Source organism: Acetobacter pasteurianus, assembly GCF_009914215.2.
Taxonomy (GTDB): Bacteria; Pseudomonadota; Alphaproteobacteria; order Acetobacterales; family Acetobacteraceae; genus Acetobacter; species Acetobacter pasteurianus.
The window spans coordinates 200,597-221,019 of the sequence record NZ_CP039846.2 but is presented as its reverse complement, the minus strand read 5'-3'; the positions used below and the strand labels follow the sequence as shown (position 1 = coordinate 221,019).

At 55.9% G+C, this 20,423-nt stretch carries 16 protein-coding genes; 10 read left to right on the top strand and 6 right to left on the bottom strand.

Annotated elements, in window-relative coordinates; genetic code table 11:
- Positions 1 to 30 precede the first annotated feature (30 nt).
- Positions 31 to 426 (bottom strand): hypothetical protein, encoded by a 396-nt coding sequence (locus FCN51_RS14235; protein ID WP_012812802.1) that lies wholly within the window; start codon positions 424 to 426, stop codon positions 31 to 33.
- 236 nt (positions 427 to 662) lie between these two features.
- Here FCN51_RS14235 and FCN51_RS14230 point away from each other — a divergent pair, with 236 nt between their 5' ends.
- Genes FCN51_RS14230 through FCN51_RS14210 form a run of 5 tightly spaced genes read left to right on the top strand, consistent with a single transcriptional unit; the run spans position 663 to position 6,899 of the window.
- Entirely contained in the window at positions 663 to 2,513 is a 1,851-nt protein-coding gene (locus FCN51_RS14230; protein ID WP_003628149.1) for an ATP-binding protein, read from the top strand.
- Entirely contained in the window at positions 2,497 to 4,497 is a 2,001-nt protein-coding gene (locus FCN51_RS14225; RefSeq protein WP_012812803.1) for a response regulator, read from the top strand. Before FCN51_RS14230 ends, FCN51_RS14225 begins: the two co-directional genes overlap by 17 nt.
- A 46-nt stretch (positions 4,498 to 4,543) precedes the next feature.
- On the top strand, positions 4,544 to 5,143 hold the full coding sequence (gene hslV, locus FCN51_RS14220) for an ATP-dependent protease subunit HslV (RefSeq protein ID WP_012812804.1): 600 nt from the start codon (positions 4,544 to 4,546) through the stop codon (positions 5,141 to 5,143).
- On the top strand, positions 5,143 to 6,456 hold the full coding sequence (gene hslU, locus FCN51_RS14215; RefSeq protein WP_003628148.1) for an ATP-dependent protease ATPase subunit HslU: 1,314 nt from the start codon (positions 5,143 to 5,145) through the stop codon (positions 6,454 to 6,456). The genes hslV and hslU overlap by 1 nt, the downstream gene beginning before the upstream one ends.
- The gene (locus FCN51_RS14210) at positions 6,456 to 6,899 is read left to right on the top strand and encodes a SufE family protein (protein ID WP_124295291.1); all 444 of its coding nucleotides are present in this window, start codon (positions 6,456 to 6,458) and stop codon (positions 6,897 to 6,899) included. Before hslU ends, FCN51_RS14210 begins: the two co-directional genes overlap by 1 nt.
- A 126-nt stretch (positions 6,900 to 7,025) precedes the next feature.
- On the opposite strand, the gene FCN51_RS14205 is transcribed toward FCN51_RS14210, so the two are convergent.
- From FCN51_RS14205 to FCN51_RS14190, 4 genes are all read right to left on the bottom strand, one after another.
- The gene (locus FCN51_RS14205; protein WP_124295292.1) at positions 7,026 to 9,353 is read right to left on the bottom strand and encodes a xanthine dehydrogenase family protein molybdopterin-binding subunit; all 2,328 of its coding nucleotides are present in this window, start codon (positions 9,351 to 9,353) and stop codon (positions 7,026 to 7,028) included.
- Positions 9,346 to 9,822 (bottom strand): (2Fe-2S)-binding protein, encoded by a 477-nt coding sequence (locus FCN51_RS14200; protein WP_003622889.1) that lies wholly within the window; start codon positions 9,820 to 9,822, stop codon positions 9,346 to 9,348. The genes FCN51_RS14205 and FCN51_RS14200 overlap by 8 nt, the downstream gene beginning before the upstream one ends.
- A gap of 20 nt (positions 9,823 to 9,842) precedes the next feature.
- On the bottom strand, positions 9,843 to 11,171 hold the full coding sequence (locus FCN51_RS14195; RefSeq protein ID WP_160256230.1) for a c-type cytochrome: 1,329 nt from the start codon (positions 11,169 to 11,171) through the stop codon (positions 9,843 to 9,845).
- A 400-nt stretch (positions 11,172 to 11,571) separates the two neighbouring features.
- Positions 11,572 to 13,044, bottom strand: coding sequence for a mannitol dehydrogenase family protein (locus FCN51_RS14190; protein ID WP_160256229.1), 1,473 nt, complete (start codon positions 13,042 to 13,044; stop codon positions 11,572 to 11,574).
- Positions 13,045 to 13,265: 221 nt separating this feature from the next.
- Here FCN51_RS14190 and rpmI point away from each other — a divergent pair, with 221 nt between their 5' ends.
- The 5 genes from rpmI to pstS all read left to right on the top strand — a co-directional run bounded on the left by rpmI (position 13,266) and on the right by pstS (position 18,605).
- Positions 13,266 to 13,466, top strand: coding sequence for a 50S ribosomal protein L35 (rpmI, locus tag FCN51_RS14185; RefSeq protein WP_003622898.1), 201 nt, complete (start codon positions 13,266 to 13,268; stop codon positions 13,464 to 13,466).
- Between the two features lie 14 nt (positions 13,467 to 13,480).
- The gene (rplT, locus tag FCN51_RS14180) at positions 13,481 to 13,840 is read left to right on the top strand and encodes a 50S ribosomal protein L20 (RefSeq protein WP_003622900.1); all 360 of its coding nucleotides are present in this window, start codon (positions 13,481 to 13,483) and stop codon (positions 13,838 to 13,840) included.
- A 164-nt stretch (positions 13,841 to 14,004) separates the two neighbouring features.
- Positions 14,005 to 15,075: a phenylalanine--tRNA ligase subunit alpha gene (pheS, locus tag FCN51_RS14175; RefSeq protein WP_003622905.1), complete on the top strand. Its 1,071-nt coding sequence runs from the start codon at positions 14,005 to 14,007 to the stop codon at positions 15,073 to 15,075.
- 3 nt (positions 15,076 to 15,078) lie between these two features.
- On the top strand, positions 15,079 to 17,538 hold the full coding sequence (gene pheT / locus FCN51_RS14170) for a phenylalanine--tRNA ligase subunit beta (RefSeq protein ID WP_160256228.1): 2,460 nt from the start codon (positions 15,079 to 15,081) through the stop codon (positions 17,536 to 17,538).
- Between the two features lie 20 nt (positions 17,539 to 17,558).
- A complete protein-coding gene (pstS, locus tag FCN51_RS14165) occupies positions 17,559 to 18,605 on the top strand; it encodes a phosphate ABC transporter substrate-binding protein PstS (RefSeq protein ID WP_124295295.1) in 1,047 nt (348 codons plus the stop codon).
- A 98-nt stretch (positions 18,606 to 18,703) separates the two neighbouring features.
- Here the strand turns inward: pstS and FCN51_RS14160 are convergent, their stop codons facing one another.
- Positions 18,704 to 20,407 (bottom strand): ABC transporter substrate-binding protein, encoded by a 1,704-nt coding sequence (locus FCN51_RS14160; RefSeq protein WP_160256227.1) that lies wholly within the window; start codon positions 20,405 to 20,407, stop codon positions 18,704 to 18,706.
- Between the last annotated feature and the right edge of the window lie 16 nt (positions 20,408 to 20,423).

The following is a 20,423-nucleotide window of genomic DNA, read 5'->3' as shown; positions in this document are numbered from 1 at the left end:
TAAATTTGTCAGGGTGAGCTTGCGCAGCTTTTACATGCTGCGCCCGGCCAATGTTGCCAGTGTGGCGCCTGCGGCAGCCAGAGCCATCAGCATAATACCGTCCCAGATCAGGCCGCTTGCCGTAAGATCGTGCCCAGCAATAACAAGATGATGCGGAATGGCGGAAGCCACATTGGCAATGGCATCACGCGCTTGCGGGTCTGCCGATGCAGCTGATTTGGAAAGTGCGCCAACCAGCGCGGGCAGGGCGGCCCATGCCACACCTGCAATAAGCAGCAGTGGGGCAAACAGTTCTGCAATCTGTTGCACAAAATAGAATGCAAAATAACAGACAGACCAGATAGCCGTGCGCACAAGGGCAAAGCCAGAAGCGCCAGATCGGGAGGCAGCAGAAGACTGGGAGGAAAGAGGCATGCGCGGGTCCATAGGTCGTATTCCTTGCCGGCAGTAAATGGGGCCGAATGGTTGTGTTGTATCCAACCCACAGAGCGCGCAGGCGGACTATTCTTGCCCTGTATATACAGGCACAGGGTAAAGCATGCCAATGGATAGCCATATGACGGATGCAAGACATGTTTTCATACGGGTAACGCATTCGCGATGAGGGTGTGAGGGCAGAGTTTTGGTAGGGTGCATTTTTTATACTGACCTCTCGGAAGGGCATGTCAGCGGATTTTATGCCGGTGGCCGGTAAAATTATGGATTTTCTTTCCTGCTCCATCCTGTTTGCCGGGGTGGACGCGGCTTGGCAGGCGCACCTTGAAACCTTGCTGCAGGCGCGTGGGTTGCGTGTAAAAAGCGTGGCGGATGGTCGTTCCGCCTTTGCCGGGTTTGATGAGGATTTGCCTGATCTTCTGGTCGTGCCCGCACGTTTGCCAGATATGCCAGCAACCCAGCTTTGCCAGCGTTTGCGGTTAAACGCAGCCACGCGCGGTATTCCGGTTGTGGTGTTGTTGCCAGAGGCCAACAGTAGGCAGGAAGCCGAAATTCTGGAACGCGGGGCAGATTGCTGCTTCAGCATGGCGGATAATCCGCTTTTGCTGGTTTTCCGTATTTGTGCGCTGCTGCGTGAATATGATGAAGACCTTGCCGGGCGTGAGGGCGTGGTGTTTCGCCAACCTCGTATTGTAATCATGACAGCACCGGGCGGTGTGTTATGGGCGTGGTCCGATAGGCAGAAACCCGCAGATTTTGAACCGATCAGAGGTGGTCAGCCTTATCTGGTGGAGCTTCTGCAACAGAATGGGGAAGATGCCCTGCTGGTGGAAGACCCGGAAAAGTTGGACCTTTCTGGTATTGCCAGCAGCCGTGCCTGCCCGGATTGTGTGGTGGTGGATCTGGCTTGCCCGGCATTTGATGGCCTGGCACTTGCCCGCACCATAGCGGCTTTTCGCAGGCGCAGCCGCCAGTGCACACGCATTATGGGCATGGTGGAGCATGGCGGCCTTTCTGGTGAACAGGTGGCACGCGCATTTCATGCCGGGATAGATGATCTGCTGGATGCCGATACACCCGTAGATTTGCTGGTAAGCCGTATTGGCAGCCTTGTGCGGCGCAAGACATTACAAGATGAAGCTCGGCGCGAGGAAGCACATATAGAAAGCGCCCGTGCACGTATGGCGCTGGCCGATGCTCTGCGCCGCGTGAATGCAGATCTGGCGGCCGCTAACCGCAAATTGATAGAGGCGCAGGCCAAACTGGTGCAGTCCGCCAAAATGGCATCGTTAGGGGAGTTGGCGGCCGGTATCGCGCACGAATTCAACAACCCGCTGGCGTTTGTTCTGGCGCATGAAAATACGGTTAAGCGCAGTATGGTCAAGGCGCTGCATGCTGTCAGATCGCAAGATCTGGTTACGGCGGAAACCGCATTGCAAAAAGGGAGTGAGCGCCTTTCAGCCTCTCTTATCGGTCTTTCACGCATGCGGGATCTGGTGGCCAGTTTGCGCCGTTTTTCCCGGCTGGAGGAAGGGGAGTTCCGCCGCCTGGATGTACCCGAAGCCATAGGTATGGTGCTTACATTGCTTGCCCCCAAACTGGGGCAGGATATTGAAGTCACCTGCAAGCTGGAGGCCCCGCCGGAACTGGTGTGTCAGGCGGCGCTGGTCAATCAGGTGGTCATGAATATTGTAAGCAATGCCGCAGATGCCATTTTGGACAAACGGCGCGAGACGATTCAGAACTCCGAACCCATGCTTTCACACGCAGATCGTATCCTTATCACCTCGTTTTTGGAGCAAGCCGAAAACGGAAAAGGTGAAGAATACGTGATCCAGATAAGCGATACTGGGCCGGGCGTGCCCAAAGAGCTGCAGGAACGTGTTTTTGAACCGTTTTTTACCACAAAACCTGTAGGGTCTGGTACGGGGCTTGGGCTGGCCACCGCATACGGTGTTGTGCAGGCCCACGGCGGCAATGTTGTTGTAACCAATGCAAGCACGTTGGGGGGCGCCTGTTTCACCCTTCGCGTGCCATACAGAGCAGGAGAGGAGAGGCGCGGTGATAACGTTGCCTGACCTGAAACAGCGTCCCATCGTGCTTGTGGTGGATGACGAACCGGAGATTCTGGTTGCGCTGACAGACCTGCTAGAAGGTGCCTACCATGTTCTTTCTGCCTCATCAGGAGAGCAGGGGTTGGCGTTGCTGCGTGAAAACCCGGATGTAGCGGTTATTATCTCGGACCAGCGTATGCCCGGCATGACGGGTGATGTCTTTTTGGCGCAGGCGCGGGATATTTCCGGCGCGGGGGCCATTTTGCTCACGGGATATGCCGATATCTCCGCAGTAGAAGCCGCGCTGAACCGGGGGCAGATTTCCTTTTTTGCGTACAAACCGTGGGATGATGAAACACTGCTTTCCATGGTGGGGCAGGCTGCTGCACGCTATTTTTTGGAAAAAGAACTGGAATGTGAGCAGCTTTTGCTACGCGGGCTATTGGAAAACCTGCCATTCGGGCTGGCGTTCAAAGATCAGAACGGCTGCTTTATCCGCCTGAACCAGCAGATGGCGCGGGAATTCGGGCGCAGCGTTGCCGAATGTCTGGGCCAGAAAGAAGAGGACCTGGTAAACGGCCCGCGGCAGGAAAGTCTGGAAGAAGCGCAGCAGGCGCTGGAAACATCCGGGCGGGATCAGCAGGTTTTGCAGCTTCCGGGGCCTGATGGACAAAACCGCTGGCATGATCTTACCCGTGTGCGGCTAGATAGCCTGCGCAACGCCCCTGTGCGCTCGGGCCTTTTGTCTGATTACTCCATCCTGATTGATCGGGACGTAACAGACCTGCTGGGGCTGGAACAGCGCTTGCGACAGGCCCAGAAAATGCAGGCCATTGGCACATTGGCTGGCGGCATTGCGCATGATTTCAATAATCTGCTTACCGCCATTCAGGGGTCTCTGGAACTGGTGCAGGATCTGGAGCCTCCGCGTGAGCCGGGTGTGGCACGGCTGTATCAAAACGCCATGGAAGCCGCACGCCGAGGGGGCACACTTACGCGCAAACTGCTGGACTTCAGCCGTCCGCGCCATTTGGTGTGCCAACGGGTGGAAGTGCAGGATGTCATCCAGAACCTTCAGGGCTTTATGAAGCAGGGCAAGGTGCCAGAAGATATCCGCGATGCGCTGGATTCCGCCTTGGTAGAAGGTAGTGGGCGCTTTAGCAGCGTGCAGTTTGTGCTGCCCGAAGAACCTCTGCCACCAGTATGGACAGACCCCGTGCAGCTTGAACTGGCGGTGTTCAGCCTGTGCATTAACGCCATAGATGCACAGCCGGAGGGCGGTAAAACCAGTGTTTCCGTGCGGCAAGTTGCACGGCTTTTGGGCCGCCATGTAGGCAAGGATCACGCTGGTGCGTGGGTGGTTGTGCAGGTTTCGGACAGAGGCGTGGGCATGACGGAAGAAATGCGTGCCCGCATTTTTGATCCGTTCTTCACCACCAAGGATATGGGGCAGGGCACCGGGCTGGGCCTGTCCATGATTTATGGCTTTATCAGCCATTGCGGCGGTGAAGTGCGGGTGGAAAGCACACCGGGTGGCGGCACTTCTGTAGAGTTGTGGTTCCCGGCCATGGATGCGCAGCTTTCAGCATCCATTCCACCAACGGCAGGTGCTTCTGGCAATGCCACCGCCAACATGCGCACATTGGCTGCCACACCACAGGGCCGCGCTATTCTGGTGGTGGATGATGAGCCGGGCGTGCGGGCGGTAACGGCAGGCTTTCTAAGTCGTGCAGGATACGAGGTTCTGGAATCGGCCAGCGGCGCCGAAGCCGTGGAAACCGTGCGCAACAGGCCAGATATTGCCCTTGTGGTGATGGATGTGATGATGCCCGGCATGAATGGGGGCGAGGCCGCACAACGTATCCATGCTGAACGGGCAGAACTGCCAGTGTTGTTTGTAACAGGCTATGCAGATCTGGGTATTTTGCCTCAAGGCGTGGCCGTTTTGCACAAACCCTACACGCGTGATGCGCTTTTAGGAGATGTAAAGGCCATGCTGGCTGCATAGGCCAACCCCTTGTTCTGGGCGGAATAAGGCTTATCTGAGGAAGATCATGCATACTTTTCACACAGCTTCCTCATCTCATGATCCCGTCGGCTGGCACGGGACAACCATTCTCTGCGTGCGGCGCGGGGCCGAAGTTGCCATGGCGGGCGATGGTCAGGTCACGCTGGGCAGCACGGTTGTTAAGGGCAATGCCCGTAAGGTGCGCCGCATAGGCCCGCAGGATAATATTCTGGCGGGCTTTGCGGGGGCTACGGCAGATGCCTTTACTCTGCTTGAGCGGCTGGAAGCCAAGCTGGAACGCTACCCTAACCAGCTTGAGCGCGCCTGTGTGGAACTGGCAAAGGATTGGCGGACAGACCGTTATCTGCGCCGGTTGGAAGCCATGATGGCCGTGGCAGATGCCGAACATTCCTTTACCCTCACAGGCAATGGCGATGTGCTGGAGCCAGAAGATGGCATTATCGCTATCGGGTCAGGCGGCAATTACGCTCTTTCCGCTGCCCGTGCCCTGCTGACGGTTGATGGGCTAGGGGCAGAGGAAATTGTACGGCGGTCTATGAAGATTGCCGGTGATATCTGCGTTTACACCAATCACTCTGTCCGTGTGGAAACACTCAAGGCAGCCTCAGATCAGGAGAGCCGGTAATGGATGCTCCTAACTTTTCCCCGCGTGAAATTGTAAGCGAACTGGACCGGTTTATTGTTGGCCAGCAGGATGCCAAGCGGGCTGTGGCTATTGCCATGCGCAACCGCTGGCGGCGTGCGCAGCTTTCTGAGGGTATGCGTGAGGAGGTTGTGCCTAAAAACATCCTCATGATCGGCCCCACGGGCTGCGGTAAAACGGAAATTGCCCGCAGGCTGGCAAAACTTGCGCAGGCTCCTTTCCTGAAGGTGGAAGCCACCAAGTTTACCGAAGTGGGTTATGTGGGCCGAGATGTAGACAGCATTGTGCGTGATCTGGTGGAAGTCTCCATCACCATGCTGAAAACATCTCGCCGCAAGGATGTAGAAGAAAAAGCTCGGCAGGCTGCGGAAGAACGCATTGTAGATGCACTGGCGGGGGAAGGATCTTCTGCCGATACAAAAAGCAAATTCCGCAGCATGCTGCGCAGCGGCCAGCTTGAAGACAAGGAAATTGATATTGCCGTAACCGAGCAGGCCCCTGCCGGAAGCAGTGATATGCCCGGAGCCGTGCCGGGGCAGGCCATCAATGTAGGCGATATGATGAAAGCCTTCATGAACCGTGGCCCCAAGCAGAAAAAGCTCAAGGTTTCTGTGGCACGGGAATATCTAAAGCGCGAAGAAGCAGACCGCCTGCTGGATGGTGAGGCCCTTACGCGGGAAGCCGTAGCCAATGCGCAGGAAAACGGCATTGTCTTTTTAGATGAGATAGACAAGGTGTGTGCCCGTGCATCAGAAAGCGGTGCAAAGGGTGGCGATGTCTCCCGTGAAGGGGTGCAGCGTGACCTTCTGCCGCTGATTGAAGGCACAACCGTTTCCACCAAACACGGCCCAGTGAATACAGACCATATTCTATTTATTGCTTCAGGCGCGTTCCATTTGGCTAAGCCGTCTGACCTGTTGCCAGAACTTCAGGGGCGTTTGCCTATTCGGGTAGAATTACAGCCACTTAGCCGTGAAGATTTGCGCCGTATTTTAACAGACCCAGAGCATTCTTTGCTCAAGCAGTACATCGCACTGATGGGCACAGAGGGTGTGACGCTGAACTTTACGGATGATGCCATAGATGCACTGGCTGAACTGGCAGCAGATATTAACGACCGTGTAGAAAATATTGGGGCGCGGCGCCTTGCCACGGTGCTGGAAAGATTGTTGGAAGAAGTCTCTTTCACGGCATCGGACCGTAAAGGTGAAACCGTGGAAGTAAATGCTGCAATGGTGCAGGAAAAAGTCGCGCCACTGGCGCGCAAGGGAGATCTGAGCAGGTTTATTCTGTAATGGAAGCACCATTTGTAACGCCGCAGGAAGATACGGCAGAAGAAGCTATTGAAGCCATCCGCGATGAGCTGGAAATCTTTGATGATTGGATGGAACGGTATCAGTACATCATAGAAATGGGGCGCAAGCTGCCCCCATTCCCGAAAGAATGGTGTGATGATGCCCACCGCGTGCCCGGCTGCCAAAGCCAGGTATGGCTGGAAGAAAAGGAAGAGGGCGGCAAACTGTATTTTGCAGGCCTGTCAGATGCCGCCATAGTGTGCGGGCTGGTGGCCTTGCTGTTGCGCGTATATTCCGGCCGATCCAGGGAAGAAATTCAGGCAACAGATCCCAAGTTCCTGCGTGATCTGGGGCTTGTGCAGGCACTTTCCACCAACCGAGGCAATGGGGTGGAAGCTATGGCGCGGGCTATTCGTTCCGTTGCTGCTTCTGCTGTGGCCTGAACTGAATGTGAATTGCGCCGCCTTTAGACAGGTGGTGCAATTTCAAATAAAAAACCGGCGTGCTGGAAAAATCCAGCCGCCGGTTTTTATTATGCCTGCTTTACAGAAAAGCGGGTGCCTGAAAAATCAGGCGTTCCCTTTTTCTTTTAGCGCTTTCAAAATGTCAGCCGGGCGCACGGGCAGGTGCCGCATACGCACGCCAACAGCATTGAAAATGGCGTTGCCAATAGCTGGTGCAATGGTGGTTACACCCGGTTCACCAAGCCCCATGGGTTTTTCCGTGCTGGGCAGGAATTCAATATCCATATCCGGCACATCTGTAATACGCAGGGGCGTATAGGTGTTCAGGTTACGGTCACGCACGTTGCCGTTTTCAATTTCCGTACCTTCAAACAGCGCCATGCTCAGGCCCCACAATGCGCCGCCTTCGGTCTGGGCCAATGCGCCGTCTGGGTCAATAATCGTGCCAGCATCCAGCACCAGCCAGATTTTCTGGCAGGTTACAACACCTGTTTCGCGGTCAACATGCACCTGTGCGGCACCTGCTGTCCATGTTGGCATGTTGCGTTCCTGCCCAAAGGTGGTGGCAATGCCAATGGCCGTATCTTTCGGCAGGCTGACTTTGCCGTAACCGCACTTTTCCACCAGCTTTTTAAGCACATTGGCCTGACGGGATGCCCCACCAACAGAGTTGGGAGCACTGCCCGCATTACGGCCCTTGCATGTTAGCAGCCCAAGGCGGAAATCAACTGGGTCTTTCCCATAATCATGGGCCAGTTCATCCAAAAAGCTTTCATGCGCCCAAGGTGTCCAGCCGGAACTGACCGAACGCAGCCAGCCGGGACGGAAGGTGGCATCGGCCAGATCATTATCCAGCGCACGCACCAGAATAGGGCCGACATCGTACCAGTGGTCAGCGCCTGCAATGGCGAACTGATCGTATGGTTTGCCGTCTTCACCTTTTTCCATAAAGGCGGCAGCCATCACGCCTGTTGGCCAACCGGCAGAGGCATGATGCTCCCACCCGTTAATGGAACCATCCTTGTTAACACCAGCGCGCACTGTCTGGATGGACGGTGAGCGGATGGAATCAAACAGTACGTCGTCAGATCGGGTAAACACCAGTTTAACAGGCTTGCCACCCAGTGCCTTGGAAATCAGCGCGGCGGGAACTGCGTAATCCCCGTTCAGGCGGCGGCCAAAACCACCACCCAGCAGGTAGCTGCGCATCACCACATCGGATTCAGGAACCTGAAGCGCCTTGGCAATAACGGGCAGGAACAGGGTCTGCCACTGGTTACCGCAATGCACTTCCCACTTGCCTTCATGCAGGCGGGCAAGGGCGTTCATGGGTTCTAGCTGATAATGCAGCACGGAAGAGCACGTATAGGTGCGTTCCACCACCTTATCGGCTTTGCCCAGTGCCTCATCCACTCCGGCATCATTAAAGATGCGCGAACCGCCGGTTTTTTCGGCAATCTGCTTGCGGCCGTGCTCAATAATGTCCTGTTCTGTCACGTTGGCGGTTTTACCCGGTGTCCACGTTACTTTCAGGGCATCTGTTGCGCGGATGGCAGCAGGGTAGGAGGAAGCCAGAACAGCCACCCAGCCAGGTACTGTGTTGGAAGGATCTTCCAGCACAATGTAGCGGATATAGCCCTTAACCTTTTTGGCTTCCGTATCATCAACAGAAACCACTTTGGAGCCATACCGCGTGGGTGGCATTTTGGGGCGGGCATACACCATGCCTTCCAGCTTGGCGTCAATGCCATAAATGGCTGAGCCATCTGTTTTGGAAGGAATATCCAGCGCTTTAACTTCACGCCCGATCAACCGATGTTCGGATGAAGGCTTGAGCGGCAGCTTGGCCATTTCATCTGGCGTAAAGGTGCGGGTGGGGTGCGCACGGCTTACAATGTCACCGTAGGAAATGGAACGCTTGCCCGCAATAACCTGCCCATTACGTGCAATACAGGCAGAAGGCGCCACACCCAGCAGGCGTGCACCTTCTTCCACCATCACGGTGCGGGCTGCCGCACCAGCTTGGCGGAACTGATCCCACGTGAGCCAGACAGACCAAGAACCACCCGTAATCATCAGGCCCCATTTGGGGTCTGTATCTACATAGGTGATCTTAACCTTGTTCCAGTCCGCTTCCATTTCATCGGCAATAATCCGGGCAAGGGCTGTGCCAACATGCTGGCCCATTTCTGCACGAATAACGTTTACGTTCACCCAGCCATCTGGTGCAATGGAGCACCAGATTGTGGGTTCAAACGCACCGCCGGCGGGCAGATTGCCTGCGGCCTGCGGATAAACCTGCGCAGCGTTACCCTGCCGCGCAAAGCCGAACATAAAGGCCGAGCCCATGGCCGTAAGCAGAAAACCGCGGCGCGTGGGCCCACGGCCTGCGGCCCGATCCTGCCGGGCTGCAATGCGTTCCAGCTTACCCATGAGATGCCTCCTCCTTCTGCATGGCGGCGGCCGCTTTCTTGATTGCCTTGCGGATGCGCACATACGTCATGCAGCGGCACAGGCTGCCGCCCATTACGCCATCAATCTGCTCATCCGTCGGGTCGGGATAATCTTTCAGAAGGCTGACAGCCTGCATGATCTGGCCGGACTGACAGTACCCACACTGCGGAACCTGAATATCCTTCCAGGCTTCCTGCACGGGGTGTTTGCCTTCTGGGTGCAGGCCTTCAATGGTGGTTACATCAGCGCCTTCAATGGAGCTGATGGGCGTAATGCAGGAGCGGGTGGCTCGGCCACCCACCAGCACGGTGCATGCACCGCACTGGCCTACGCCACACCCAAACTTTGTGCCTGTCTGGTCCAGATCATCACGCAGGGCCCACAACAGGGGGGTATCTTCTGGCACATCGACGGAAACGTCACGGCCATTGAGTTTGAACTTTATCATCTCTTGCTCCGTGTTCCGTCTTAGTGCGAAGAATTGACAGGAACTGGCTGGACGGTCTTGCGCACTTCAGCGGCCTTTTTCTCAAGGTTTGTCCACGGTGGCAGTGTGGTGCGGGTGCGGCGCAGATAGGCGGCAATGCGGGCCATATCCTTATCGGACAGCGCATTGTAGAAGCTGGGCATGGCTACGCCAGGTTGCCCTTCTTCCGCCGTAAGCCCACGCAGCATGACCTGATACAGGTTTGTGGGTTCATCCAGCCACAGTGCGTTGTTCAGCGCCAGATCCGGGCGGCCAAGAACAGGCGTGGGCGCTGCGTTGTAATGGCAGGCCGCACAGGCACCCTGATACAGCTTTGCGTCCGGGTCCACATTCGGGCCGATTAGATCGGTTTTGGATTCTTCCATGGCGCGGGCCAAGGCAGCCTTGTCGTTCTTTTCACGCTCGGCAGCGTGGTCCACATCCGCAAAATAATGCGCAATAGCGTGCACATCTTCTTCCGGCACGGTGGAAAGGAAGCGATGCGGCACGGGGGACATAGGCCCACCGGCCGGGCCGTGCAGCGGGGCTACGCCAAAGCGCAGATACTGGAACAGCTCATCTTCCGTCCATGTGGTGGGGGTTGGGTTGTGCTCGTTAAGGGCAGGCGCAATCCAGTTATCCACCACGGCACCTTCGTAGGCAGAGCCTTTCTTTTCGGCCCCCATAAGGTCACGCGGGGTGTGGCACGCGCCGCAGTGGGCGTTGCCTTCGGCCAGATAGGCACCGCGGTTCCACAACGCATCATGCCGTGGGTCGGGCTTGTAAACGCCGGGGCGCAGATACAGCAGTTTCCAACCAGCCTGAAGAATACGCAGGCTGAGCGGGAAGGGCAGCTCGTTCGGGCGGCGAGACATATGCACGGCCGGGCGTGTCATGATGTAGGCATACAGATCGGAAATATCCTGATCCGTCATCTTGGTGAAATGATCGTACGGGAAAGCCGGGATCAGATGCACGCCCTTGCGGGATACACCAAGATGCATGGCGCGGCGGAAGGCCTCTTCCGACCAGGCACCAATGCCCATTTCAACATCTGGTGTGATGTTGGAAGAATAGATGGCCCCGAAAGGGGTATCCATTCTATAGTCACCAGCCAGTTCCGGCCCACCGCCGTTATCTGTGCGGGTGTGACATTCTGCGCAATACCCTTCAGCCGCCACAATCCGCCCGCGTTCTATCTGCTCGGCAGAAAAGCTGGCGGGGTTTGGCCGCTCAATCGGGGCAATTGGTGGATACCATGCATAATATAGAAACCCGAGCCCCCCAAGGACCCCGGCCGCGGCTACTCCCGCTAGAAGACGTTTGATCACTCTACCCCCAATCCCGTGAAAAACGTACCATCTGGCGGGCAACACGTAAGCCTACGCGCCATGAGCCGATGGATCAGCGTCTGAGGTTCGTTTCTTGATTCAGGACGATTCTTATCTGGAATTGCGATGTAAATAAACGCATAGGTTCCACTGTATTACAGTGAAATCTGAATAAGATTTATTTGTCTGCCGAGAATATTGCAGAAAAACAGGGGGTTCGTCTTTATCTATATTTTAACGTATATAGTTAAGCGTTGATTTTGCATGTATGCCATGCGCTCAGTTCTTGAAAGAAATCATATTTTTGCGATGAAAGAGGCCGTTGCACTTCTCTGCTGTAGCCGTATTCGGTTTATCAGAGAGAGCGCAACGGTACGGCGGCACAAAGGCCTAAGGCAGATTAGCCAGCGTGCTGGGCAAGGGTTTTGTGTGTGCCTTGAGCGCGAATGCTCTGGCGGATTTTCACAACGTCAGTTGCAAAGTCGGGGTGGTCTTTCAAGTTCCAGCCCGCAAAAACGGTCATCTGCAACCCTGTGGCCAGATCTTCTGCACGGGCCAGCGCAAGTTGTTCTGCGTTAATGGCAGGTTCTGTAATGGTATAGGGCGTGCCCTTATCCGTAGTGCCACGCAGATATTCCAGAAAACATGCCGTGCCAAACGCCAGCCGCCAATGATCGCGCCCAGAGCCTAGAACGCCATTGACGGTATCTGTCAGGAATACAGGCAGCTTGGAGCCGCTATCGGAAGCAATGCGCAAAAGCTGATCGCCCACCGCAGGGTTGCGGAAGCGGTGCAATACCTGTTGGGCGTATTGTGCCAGAGAAACACCTTTTGGTGGCGTGATGAAGGGTGACGCGTCTTCTGCCAGAAAACGTTCCAGATGGCCCAGCAGCAAGGTGTCTTCTATGGCATGTGGCACAGTGTCATACCCCATTAGCACACCGGGCAGTGCCAGCATGGAGTGGGAGGCATTGAGCATCCGCAGTTTTACCTGCTCATAAGGCCCAACGTCATCTGTAAACTGAACGCCTACGGTTTCCAGTTCCGGCCGACCATCGCAGAAATTATCTTCAATCACCCATTGCGTGAAATCTTCTGCAAAAATGGGCATCTGGTCAGCAACACCTGTCAGGGCATCCAGACGTGTAACATCTGCTGCGCCAACAGATGGCGTAATCCGGTCCACCATGCTGGATGGGAAGGTAACGTTTTCCTTCATCCACGCGCCCAAAATAGGGTCACGCGCTGTGGCGTAGGTGCAAAAAGCCGTGCGGGCAGCTTTGCCATTATGGCGCAGGTTATCGCAGCTCAGCACCGTAAAGGGGCCGGTGCCGCTTTCGCGCCGCTGGCGCAGGGCCTCACATATCATCCCGAATGCTGTTTCAGGCACATCGCGCGCTAAATCTGCTTTAATATCAGGGTGATCGAGCGTGAAGTTGCCTTCAGCATCCAAGTAGTAGCCACCTTCTGTAATGGTCAGGGTGACAATTTTAATATCCGGGTCTGTCAGGCGCTTAATGGCGGCAGCGCGATCTTTGGCTGCGTGCACATATTCTATAATGCTGCCGATAACATTGGTTTCATGCGTGCCATCGGGCGCAAAGGCGGTGAGTGTGTACAGGTTGTCCTGTTCCGCCATAATGGCAGCGCGCTTGTCTTCGCGCGGTGTATTGCGCAGGCCTACGCCAACAATGGCCCAGCCTTGCTGGCCCTCGCGCTCCAGAACTTTGTTGATATACATGGCCTGATGGGCGCGATGAAAATTGCCCACGCCAAGATGTGCAATGCCTGCCGTGGTTTTCTGCCGGTCATAACGCGGCGTTGTAACCTGAACAGGAAGCTGATGCAGTGTGGCGTTGGAAAGAGGGATCATGAAAACCGTGTACCTCGCTTTAAAATATCTGTTGGGCATAATGTTGGGGCAAAACGCAGCATAAGCAAGAAAGCTGCGTATGTGAGGCTTGAAAGTGATGGGGCTTTCCGTTAAGGGAGCGCATTCGCACACGCGTCCGGGCTTGTAGGGCATGCCCGGCCGTGGTTGGTTGCCTTAATTATTTAAGGTGACGTTATCCAGATTTGTTCAGGAGTGTTGAAATGCCCAAGATGAAGACCAAGTCGTCGGTCAAAAAGCGGTTTAAAATCACCGCAACCGGCAAGGTGCTCTCTGGTCCGTGCGGTAAACGCCACGGCCTTATCAAGCGCACACAGAAAATGAAGCGCTCCGCTCGCGGCACGCAGACCATGACCCCGCAGGACGGTCGTACCGTCAAGCAGTGGGCCCCCTACGGGCTATAAGGAGCATCTGATTCATGGCACGTGTAAAACGGGGTGTTACCACCCTTGCTCGTCATAAAAAGGTTCTGGAACTGGCCAAGGGTTATCGCGGCCGCTCCTCCACCAACTATCGCATTGCGCTGGAACGTGTTGAAAAGGCACTGCGCTATGCTTACCGTGACCGCCGCAACAAAAAGCGTGAATTCCGCGCTCTGTGGATTCAGCGTATCAACGCTGCGGTGCGCGAACATGGCCTGACCTACAGCCGTTTCATCAACGGTCTGGACAAGGCTGGTATCGAAATCGATCGTAAGGTGCTGGCCGCCATTGCGTTTGATGATGCCGCAACTTTTGCTGAAATCGTAAAGAAGGCTCAGGCTGCTCTGGCTGCCTGATCTGCCTGTCTGATACGATAAGGTTGAAGAAAAGGCCGTCCCCCGTGGGCGGCCTTTTTGCTTGGTGCCGGTGAGGGAGGATGTGGTTTTCCCTCTTGGGGCTTTTCTCCCGCTGCGGGAAATTGTATCCGCCCGGTAAGCATTTTCTCCTCGCGTGAGGTTTCATGAGCAACGATCTTGAGATTCTGCGGCAGGAAGTCCTGTCCGAACTGGCTGGCGCCACAGACCTGAAAGCATGGGATGCCGTGCGTGTCAGCACCCTGGGAAAATCCGGCAGGCTGACGGCTTTGCTCAAAGCGCTGGGGAAAATGCAGCCAGATGAACGCAAAGCCCGCGGTGTGGCGCTGAACCGCCTGCGTGATGAGCTGACCCGCGCTGTTGAAGCACGCGGCAAGGAACTGGAAGCCGCAGAGCTGGAAGCCCGTCTGGTTGCTGAACGGGTAGATGTTACCCTGCCGCCACCGCCGGTAGAACGTGGCTACCTGCACCCCATCAGCCGCACGATTGAAGAAATGACCGCCATTTTTGGCGCCATGGGCTTTAAGGTGGCAGAAGGGCCGGATATCGAAACCGACTGGCACAACTTCTCTGCTCTCAACACGCCTGATCATCATCCTGCCCGCACGGATCATGATACATTTTATCTGCCGCCACAGCCGGGGCTGGATGTAACGCGTGTGCTGCGTACCCAGACATCTGGCGTGCAAATCCGCACCATGTTGGCGCAAAAGCCACCTATCCGCGTTATTGTGCCGGGCCGCACTTACCGGGCGGATCATGATGCCACGCATTCCCCCATGTTCCACCAGTGCGAAGGCCTGGTTGTGGGCAAGGGCATTACGTTGGGGCACCTTAAGGGCTGTCTGATTGAATTTTTGCGGGCGTTTTTTGGTAAGCCGGAACTGCCGGTGCGCTTCCGTTCTTCCTACTTCCCGTTTACCGAACCTTCCTTGGAAGTGGATATCGGCTGGTCTCGTAAAACCGGTGAGATCGGTGGAGGGGAAGACTGGCTGGAAGTGCTGGGTGCAGGCATGGTGCATGCCCGTGTGCTGGCTAACTGTGGGCTGGACCCGCGTGAATGGCAGGGCTTTGCCTTTGGTATGGGCATTGAACGGCTGGCCATGCTGAAGAACGGTATTCCCGATCTGCGTTCGTTTTATGAAAGTGATATCCGCTGGCTGCGCTATTATGGGTCAGACCCACTTGCGCCCGCGCTACTGCATGAGGGGGTGTGAGGAATGAAGTTCACGCTATCTTGGTTGTATGACCATCTGGATACGCAGGCCACGCTGGAAGAAATCTGCGCGAAGCTGAACCAGATCGGGCTTGAAGTTGAAAGTGTAGAAAACCGCGGCGCGGCGATTGAACCATTTTTAACTGCCCGTATTCTGGATGCCCAGCCGCACCCCAATGCAGACCGCCTTCAGGTATGCCGGGTAGATGCAGGCCCCGGTTTTCAGGACGTGCAGGTGGTATGTGGCGCACCCAACGCGCGCAAAGGCTTGGCCGTGATTTTTGCCAAGCCGGGCACCTATGTGCCGGGGCTGGATATTACCATCAAGGAAGGCAAGATCCGTGGAGAAGCCAGCGGCGGTATGCTGTGCTCCCTGCGTGAACTGGGCCTTGGTGAAGAAAGCAACGGCATTGCAGAATTGCCGGAAGATACGCTTCCCGGTCAGTCCTACGCTGATTTTGCTGGCCTTGATGATGTGGTGATCGACATTGCCATTACCCCCAACCGGGGTGACGCACTGGGTGTGCGTGGCATTGCGCGGGATCTGGCTGCTGCCGGTCTGGGCACATTGCGCCCGTGGCTGGCAGAAACGGTGGAAGGCAAGTTTGATTCCCCTGTGGTGTGGGATATTTCCTACCCGGAAGCCTGCCCGTGGGTGTTGGGCCGCACTATTCGTGGTGTGAAAAATGGCCCCAGCCCAGAATGGCTCCAGCGCAAACTGGAAAGCATCGGCCTGCGCCCGATTTCCGCTCTGGTGGATATCACCAACTATTTCTGTTTCGATCTCGGTCGCCCGCTGCACGTGTTTGATGCTGCTAAAATTGCTGGTGGTAAGCTGACAATCTGCCGTGGTGAAGGTGAGCAGTTTCGTGCGCTGGATGGGCAGGATTACACCGTTGGCCCGGAAGACTGCGTGATTGCAGATCAGGCTGGTGTGCAGTCTCTGGCCGGGATTATGGGCGGTGAGGCCACAGGTGCCACAGCAGAAACCACAGATGTATTTGTGGAATGCGCACTGTTTGACCCTGTGAAAATTGCTCTGAGCGCCCGCCGCGTGGGTGTTTCTTCCGATTCCAGCTATCGGTTCGAACGCGGGGTAGATCCGGCTCTGCCCGTTTCCGCACTGGAAGCAGCCACACATCTGATTATTGAACTGTGCGGTGGTGAGGCCAGCGAAGTTGTTTCTGCCGGTGCGCAGCCCGCATGGCAGCGTGATGCCACACTGCGCTTTGCCCGCGTGCGTGATCTGGGTGGGCTGGATGTGCCTGCTGATGAAAGCGTGGACCTGCTGGAAAAGCTGGGTTTTGAGGTGCAGGAACGCACCGATACGCAAGTGCGCGTGAGCGTGCCATCATGGCGGAATGATATTGCCCAAAAGCCTGTTCTGGCACAGGGCGAAGGTATTCCGGCTGATGTGGCGGCCAAGGCTGCGGAAGGTGTGGCTGCCATAGAATCAGAAAGTGATCTGGTTGAAGAAGTGCTGCGCCTGAAAGGGCTGGATGCTGTGCCTGCGGTGCCGCTGCCATCTGTGGTGGTTGTGCCAGAAGCAGCACTTACACCCCGGCAGGCACGTCTGGCATTGGCACGGCGCTTTCTGGCTGCGCGCGGGCTAACAGAAACAGTCGGTTTCTCCTTTGTCTCGCACGAGGTGGCTGAGCGCTTTGGTGGTGCGCCGGAATCCCTGCGTCTGCTCAACCCTATTGCATCTGATCTGGACCAGATGCGCCCCACACCCATGATCAACCTGTTGGCTGCGGTTAAGCACAACAGTGCACGTGGTTGGGGTGATCTGGGGCTGTTTGAAGTTGGCCCAGCTTTTGCAGAAAACGGCCAGCAGCCAGTGGTAGCTGGTGTGCGCTCTGGCCACACACCGCGTTATCCGGGGCAAGCGGGACAGCCTGTTTCCCTCTGGGCGGCCAAGGCCGATGCGCTGGAGCTGCTCCAGCAGCTTGGTGTCAACCCAGATGCCATCAGCACCACTATAGATGCACCGGGTTGGTACCACCCCGGCCGTTCTGGCGTGCTGCGGCAAGGGCCTAAAAACGTGCTGGCCTATTTTGGTGAACTGCATCCATCTCTGCTTCAGGCCGAAGGTATTGATGTGCCAGTTGTCGGGTTTGAGCTAATGCCTGATACAGTGCCAGACCCTAAGCGTAAAAAGAAAGCCGCACCGCGTCTTTCTGCGTTCCAACCTGTGCGGCGTGATTTTGCATTTGTTGTGGCGCGCGATGTACCGGGTGAAAAACTGCTGCGGGCTGTGCGTGGGGCGGAACGTCAACTTGTGGCAGATGTGAGCCTGTTTGATGTGTATGAAGGCCCACACGTGCCAGAAGGACATCGCTCCATTGGTGTGGAAGTCACCCTTCAGCCCATGGATAAAAGCCTGACAGATGCAGAGCTGGAAGCTGTGTCTGACAAAATTGTTGCCGCTGTTACCAAGGCAACAGGCGCAACCCTGCGTTAAGTGGCAAGGAGCAGGGCTGTATGAAGGAAAAGCGCATCATGGTGGGTAGGGCAAAAATGATGAGTTGGAAGAAAACTGTTGCCCTTTCTGCCTTGTTGTGTGGCTTGGCAGGCGCTGTTTTGCCGCAGGCGCAGGCCGAGCAGATTACAGGGGCCGGTTCCAGCTTTGCTGCGCCCTTGTATCAGTCATGGTCTGCGCATTCTGCGGCGCAAACCGGTGTGCAGCTTAATTATCAGACCATTGGCTCTGGTGCCGGGCAAAATCAGGTTCTGGCTGGCACGGTAGATTTTGGGGCATCCGATGCTCCTATGTCTCATGCGCGGTTGGAAGCTGGGCATCTGCTCCAGTTCCCCACCGCTATTGGCGGCATTGTTGTTATTGCCAATGTGCCGGGTGTGCCAGAAGGTGCCTTGCGGCTTACTGGTCCCGTTCTGGCCGCTATTTATGATGGTTCCATCACGCAGTGGAATGATCCGCGCATTGTAGCACTCAACCCCGGTGTGACGTTGCCGGATCTGCCCGTGGCTCCGCTGCATCGGGCAGATGGGTCTGGCACAACCTACGTGTTTACAGAATATCTTGGCCGAGTTTCCCCCACATGGGAAAAACAGGTAGGGCGCGGCACGTCTGTTGCGTGGCCAGTTGGTGCAGGCGCGCGTGGGAATGATGGCATTGCCTCTTACGTAAAAAATACGGAAGGCAGCGTGGGCTATGCAGAGTATGCCTATGCAGAGCGCAACCACCTTTCCACAGTTGTTCTGCAAAATCGGGCCGGGGAATTTGTGGTGCCGTCCGTTACCAGTTTTACACGGGCTGCTGAAAACGCGACGTGGGACCACGCAGACATGACAGCCTCGCTCTGTGATGCAGATGGCGCCGGAAGCTGGCCGATTGTTACCACCACCTACGCGCTTGTGCCGCGTGAGGCGAATGAGGCAAACCACGGAAACGCTGTAAGAACGTTCTTCCGTTGGGGTGTGAAGGATGGAGAAGCCGCCAGCCGGGAGCTGGACTACGTGCCATTGCCCCCAGTTGTACGAGATGCCGTTCTGGAGCGTCTGAAATAAGCGGATAACCGGGTTATCCGGTTCTTCCAGCGTTCATCCTGCGGTTGTCCCACGTTTCATCCACAGATTCTGTGGATAAAGCGTTAAAGCGGGATAAGTTACTGAACCCATGCCTGAGAAAACAAAAGCTGGTTTACGGTTGTAAACAGCAGGTTTTTCAGGCGTGGGGATGTTAAAATCACAGCATCTTTTTCAATGGCGGGGGCTACGGGGGCCTGCTCCATAACCCGCCTGTCTGCCTCCTGCCACAAGGCGTTTTGTGCCTGTGCGCTCAGGCTTACATCCGTTTTGGCCTTATCCATCAGGCTTTGTACATCTTGGTTGCAAAAGCCGGGAATATTGATGGAACTGTCTGAACCGGGATGAATATTTTCACACCCCAATAAAGCATCCAAAAAGTTGGAGGCCGATGGATAATCGGCAGACCAGGAGGCTACGCCAATCTGCACATGGTTATCCGAATTCTGCATGTAGGAAAAAGCCAGCGCGCTGCTAAGTGGGCGCAGGTTGGCACGGTAGCCAAGGCTTTGCAGCATATCCCGCACCCATGCGCCCATAGCCAGATCCACGCTGGTGTTTGCGGCAATTACTGTTACTTTCTGGCCGTATGTTCCGCTTTCACGCACCAGATTGCGCGCTTTTTCCATATCTGTGCCACGCCACATGGGGGCGGGAGATTCAGGAGAGGCATCCTTGGTATAAAAACACTGCGTAGAGGATGCCGGTAAAGTGGAAGGCAGCATGCCGCATAGCGGGCGGGCAATGCCGGGGCCGCCATATAAAATGGTCATGGCCTTGCGGTTTAGTGCGTAATTGACGGCTTGCCGCGCCTTGAGGGAAGAAAAAGGTGCTTCCCGCATGTTCATGGGCAGAAAATACATGGCCGGGTGGCGCAATACGTGTGTCTGGCTTGCAAAGCGGCTGCCCAATTCTCCCAATCGGTCTAGGGGAATAGGGTCTGCCATCCAGTCATACTGTCCGTTTTCTACGGCGGTTACGGCAGCTTCATCCGGTATGCCAAAGGTATAGTCTATCCGGTCCGGGTAGCCGAAAGGTTGTGCTTGCGGGTTCCATTCCTTGAAATACGGGTTGCGTTCCAGCTTCAAAAACCGGTTTGGGTCATATGCTGCAAGCTGATAGGGGCCAGAGCTGGGTAAGGGCACGTTGCCGGTATCGTGGTCTGGCGCGTTGGCTGGTAAAATAACGGCGTGGGTAAATGCCAGCTTATGCAGGAATTCTGTATCAGGCGTTGTAAGATGAAACGTGATCCTGCGGGTGGCGGGGTTTTCTACAACCCCTTCAAGTTTGCAGTCTGCCGGGCTGCGTAGGCAGGTATCAGCACCTTTAATAGCACCATAAAAAGCCCCGGCCGTTGGGCTACCTACACGAAAAATTCGGCGGAAGGATGCCACAACATCTGCTGTGGTAACGGGTTGACCGTTGGAAAACGTAATGCCTTCACGCAGGCGGAAGGTATAGGTCAGGCCGCTATCTTCAGGCTGTGGGAGTTCTTCTGCCAAATCTGGCACCACATCTGCTCCGGCCAGACCATCGGCTTTGCGAAAGGTGGTTAACCCATCATACACATTGGCAAACAGATTGATGTATTTGCCGGAGTAATTGATCTGGGGGTCCAGCGTGCCGCCGGAAGAAGCCGCGACCAGACGCAAAGTGCCACCCATATGGGGGGAGGATGGAGCATCTGGAACATCCGCGGCTCTGCCTGCTTCTGTGGTGCCAGCTGTAAGCAGCACACAAAAGCAGGCAGAGCGAAACAGCTTGCCAGACTTACTGGCCAGCATTCTGCTCCATTGCCGC

Excerpts from the sequence above, each read along its gene's own strand:
- hslU (WP_003628148.1), top strand. The coding sequence starts at position 5,143 with ATGGATGCTCCTAACTTTTCCCCGCGTGAAATTGTAAGCGAACTGGAC.
- FCN51_RS14230 (WP_003628149.1), top strand. The coding sequence starts at position 663 with ATGTCAGCGGATTTTATGCCGGTGGCCGGTAAAATTATGGATTTTCTT.
- FCN51_RS14235 (WP_012812802.1), bottom strand. The coding sequence starts at position 426 with ATGGACCCGCGCATGCCTCTTTCCTCCCAGTCTTCTGCTGCCTCCCGA.
- FCN51_RS14190 (WP_160256229.1), bottom strand. The coding sequence starts at position 13,044 with ATGATCCCTCTTTCCAACGCCACACTGCATCAGCTTCCTGTTCAGGTT.
- pstS (WP_124295295.1), top strand. The coding sequence starts at position 17,559 with ATGAAGGAAAAGCGCATCATGGTGGGTAGGGCAAAAATGATGAGTTGG.
- pheS (WP_003622905.1), top strand. The coding sequence starts at position 14,005 with ATGAGCAACGATCTTGAGATTCTGCGGCAGGAAGTCCTGTCCGAACTG.
- FCN51_RS14205 (WP_124295292.1), bottom strand. The coding sequence starts at position 9,353 with ATGGGTAAGCTGGAACGCATTGCAGCCCGGCAGGATCGGGCCGCAGGC.
- FCN51_RS14160 (WP_160256227.1), bottom strand. The coding sequence starts at position 20,407 with ATGCTGGCCAGTAAGTCTGGCAAGCTGTTTCGCTCTGCCTGCTTTTGT.
- hslV (WP_012812804.1), top strand. The coding sequence starts at position 4,544 with ATGCATACTTTTCACACAGCTTCCTCATCTCATGATCCCGTCGGCTGG.
- FCN51_RS14210 (WP_124295291.1), top strand. The coding sequence starts at position 6,456 with ATGGAAGCACCATTTGTAACGCCGCAGGAAGATACGGCAGAAGAAGCT.
- pheT (WP_160256228.1), top strand. The coding sequence starts at position 15,079 with ATGAAGTTCACGCTATCTTGGTTGTATGACCATCTGGATACGCAGGCC.
- FCN51_RS14200 (WP_003622889.1), bottom strand. The coding sequence starts at position 9,822 with ATGATAAAGTTCAAACTCAATGGCCGTGACGTTTCCGTCGATGTGCCA.
- rpmI (WP_003622898.1), top strand. The coding sequence starts at position 13,266 with ATGCCCAAGATGAAGACCAAGTCGTCGGTCAAAAAGCGGTTTAAAATC.
- rplT (WP_003622900.1), top strand. The coding sequence starts at position 13,481 with ATGGCACGTGTAAAACGGGGTGTTACCACCCTTGCTCGTCATAAAAAG.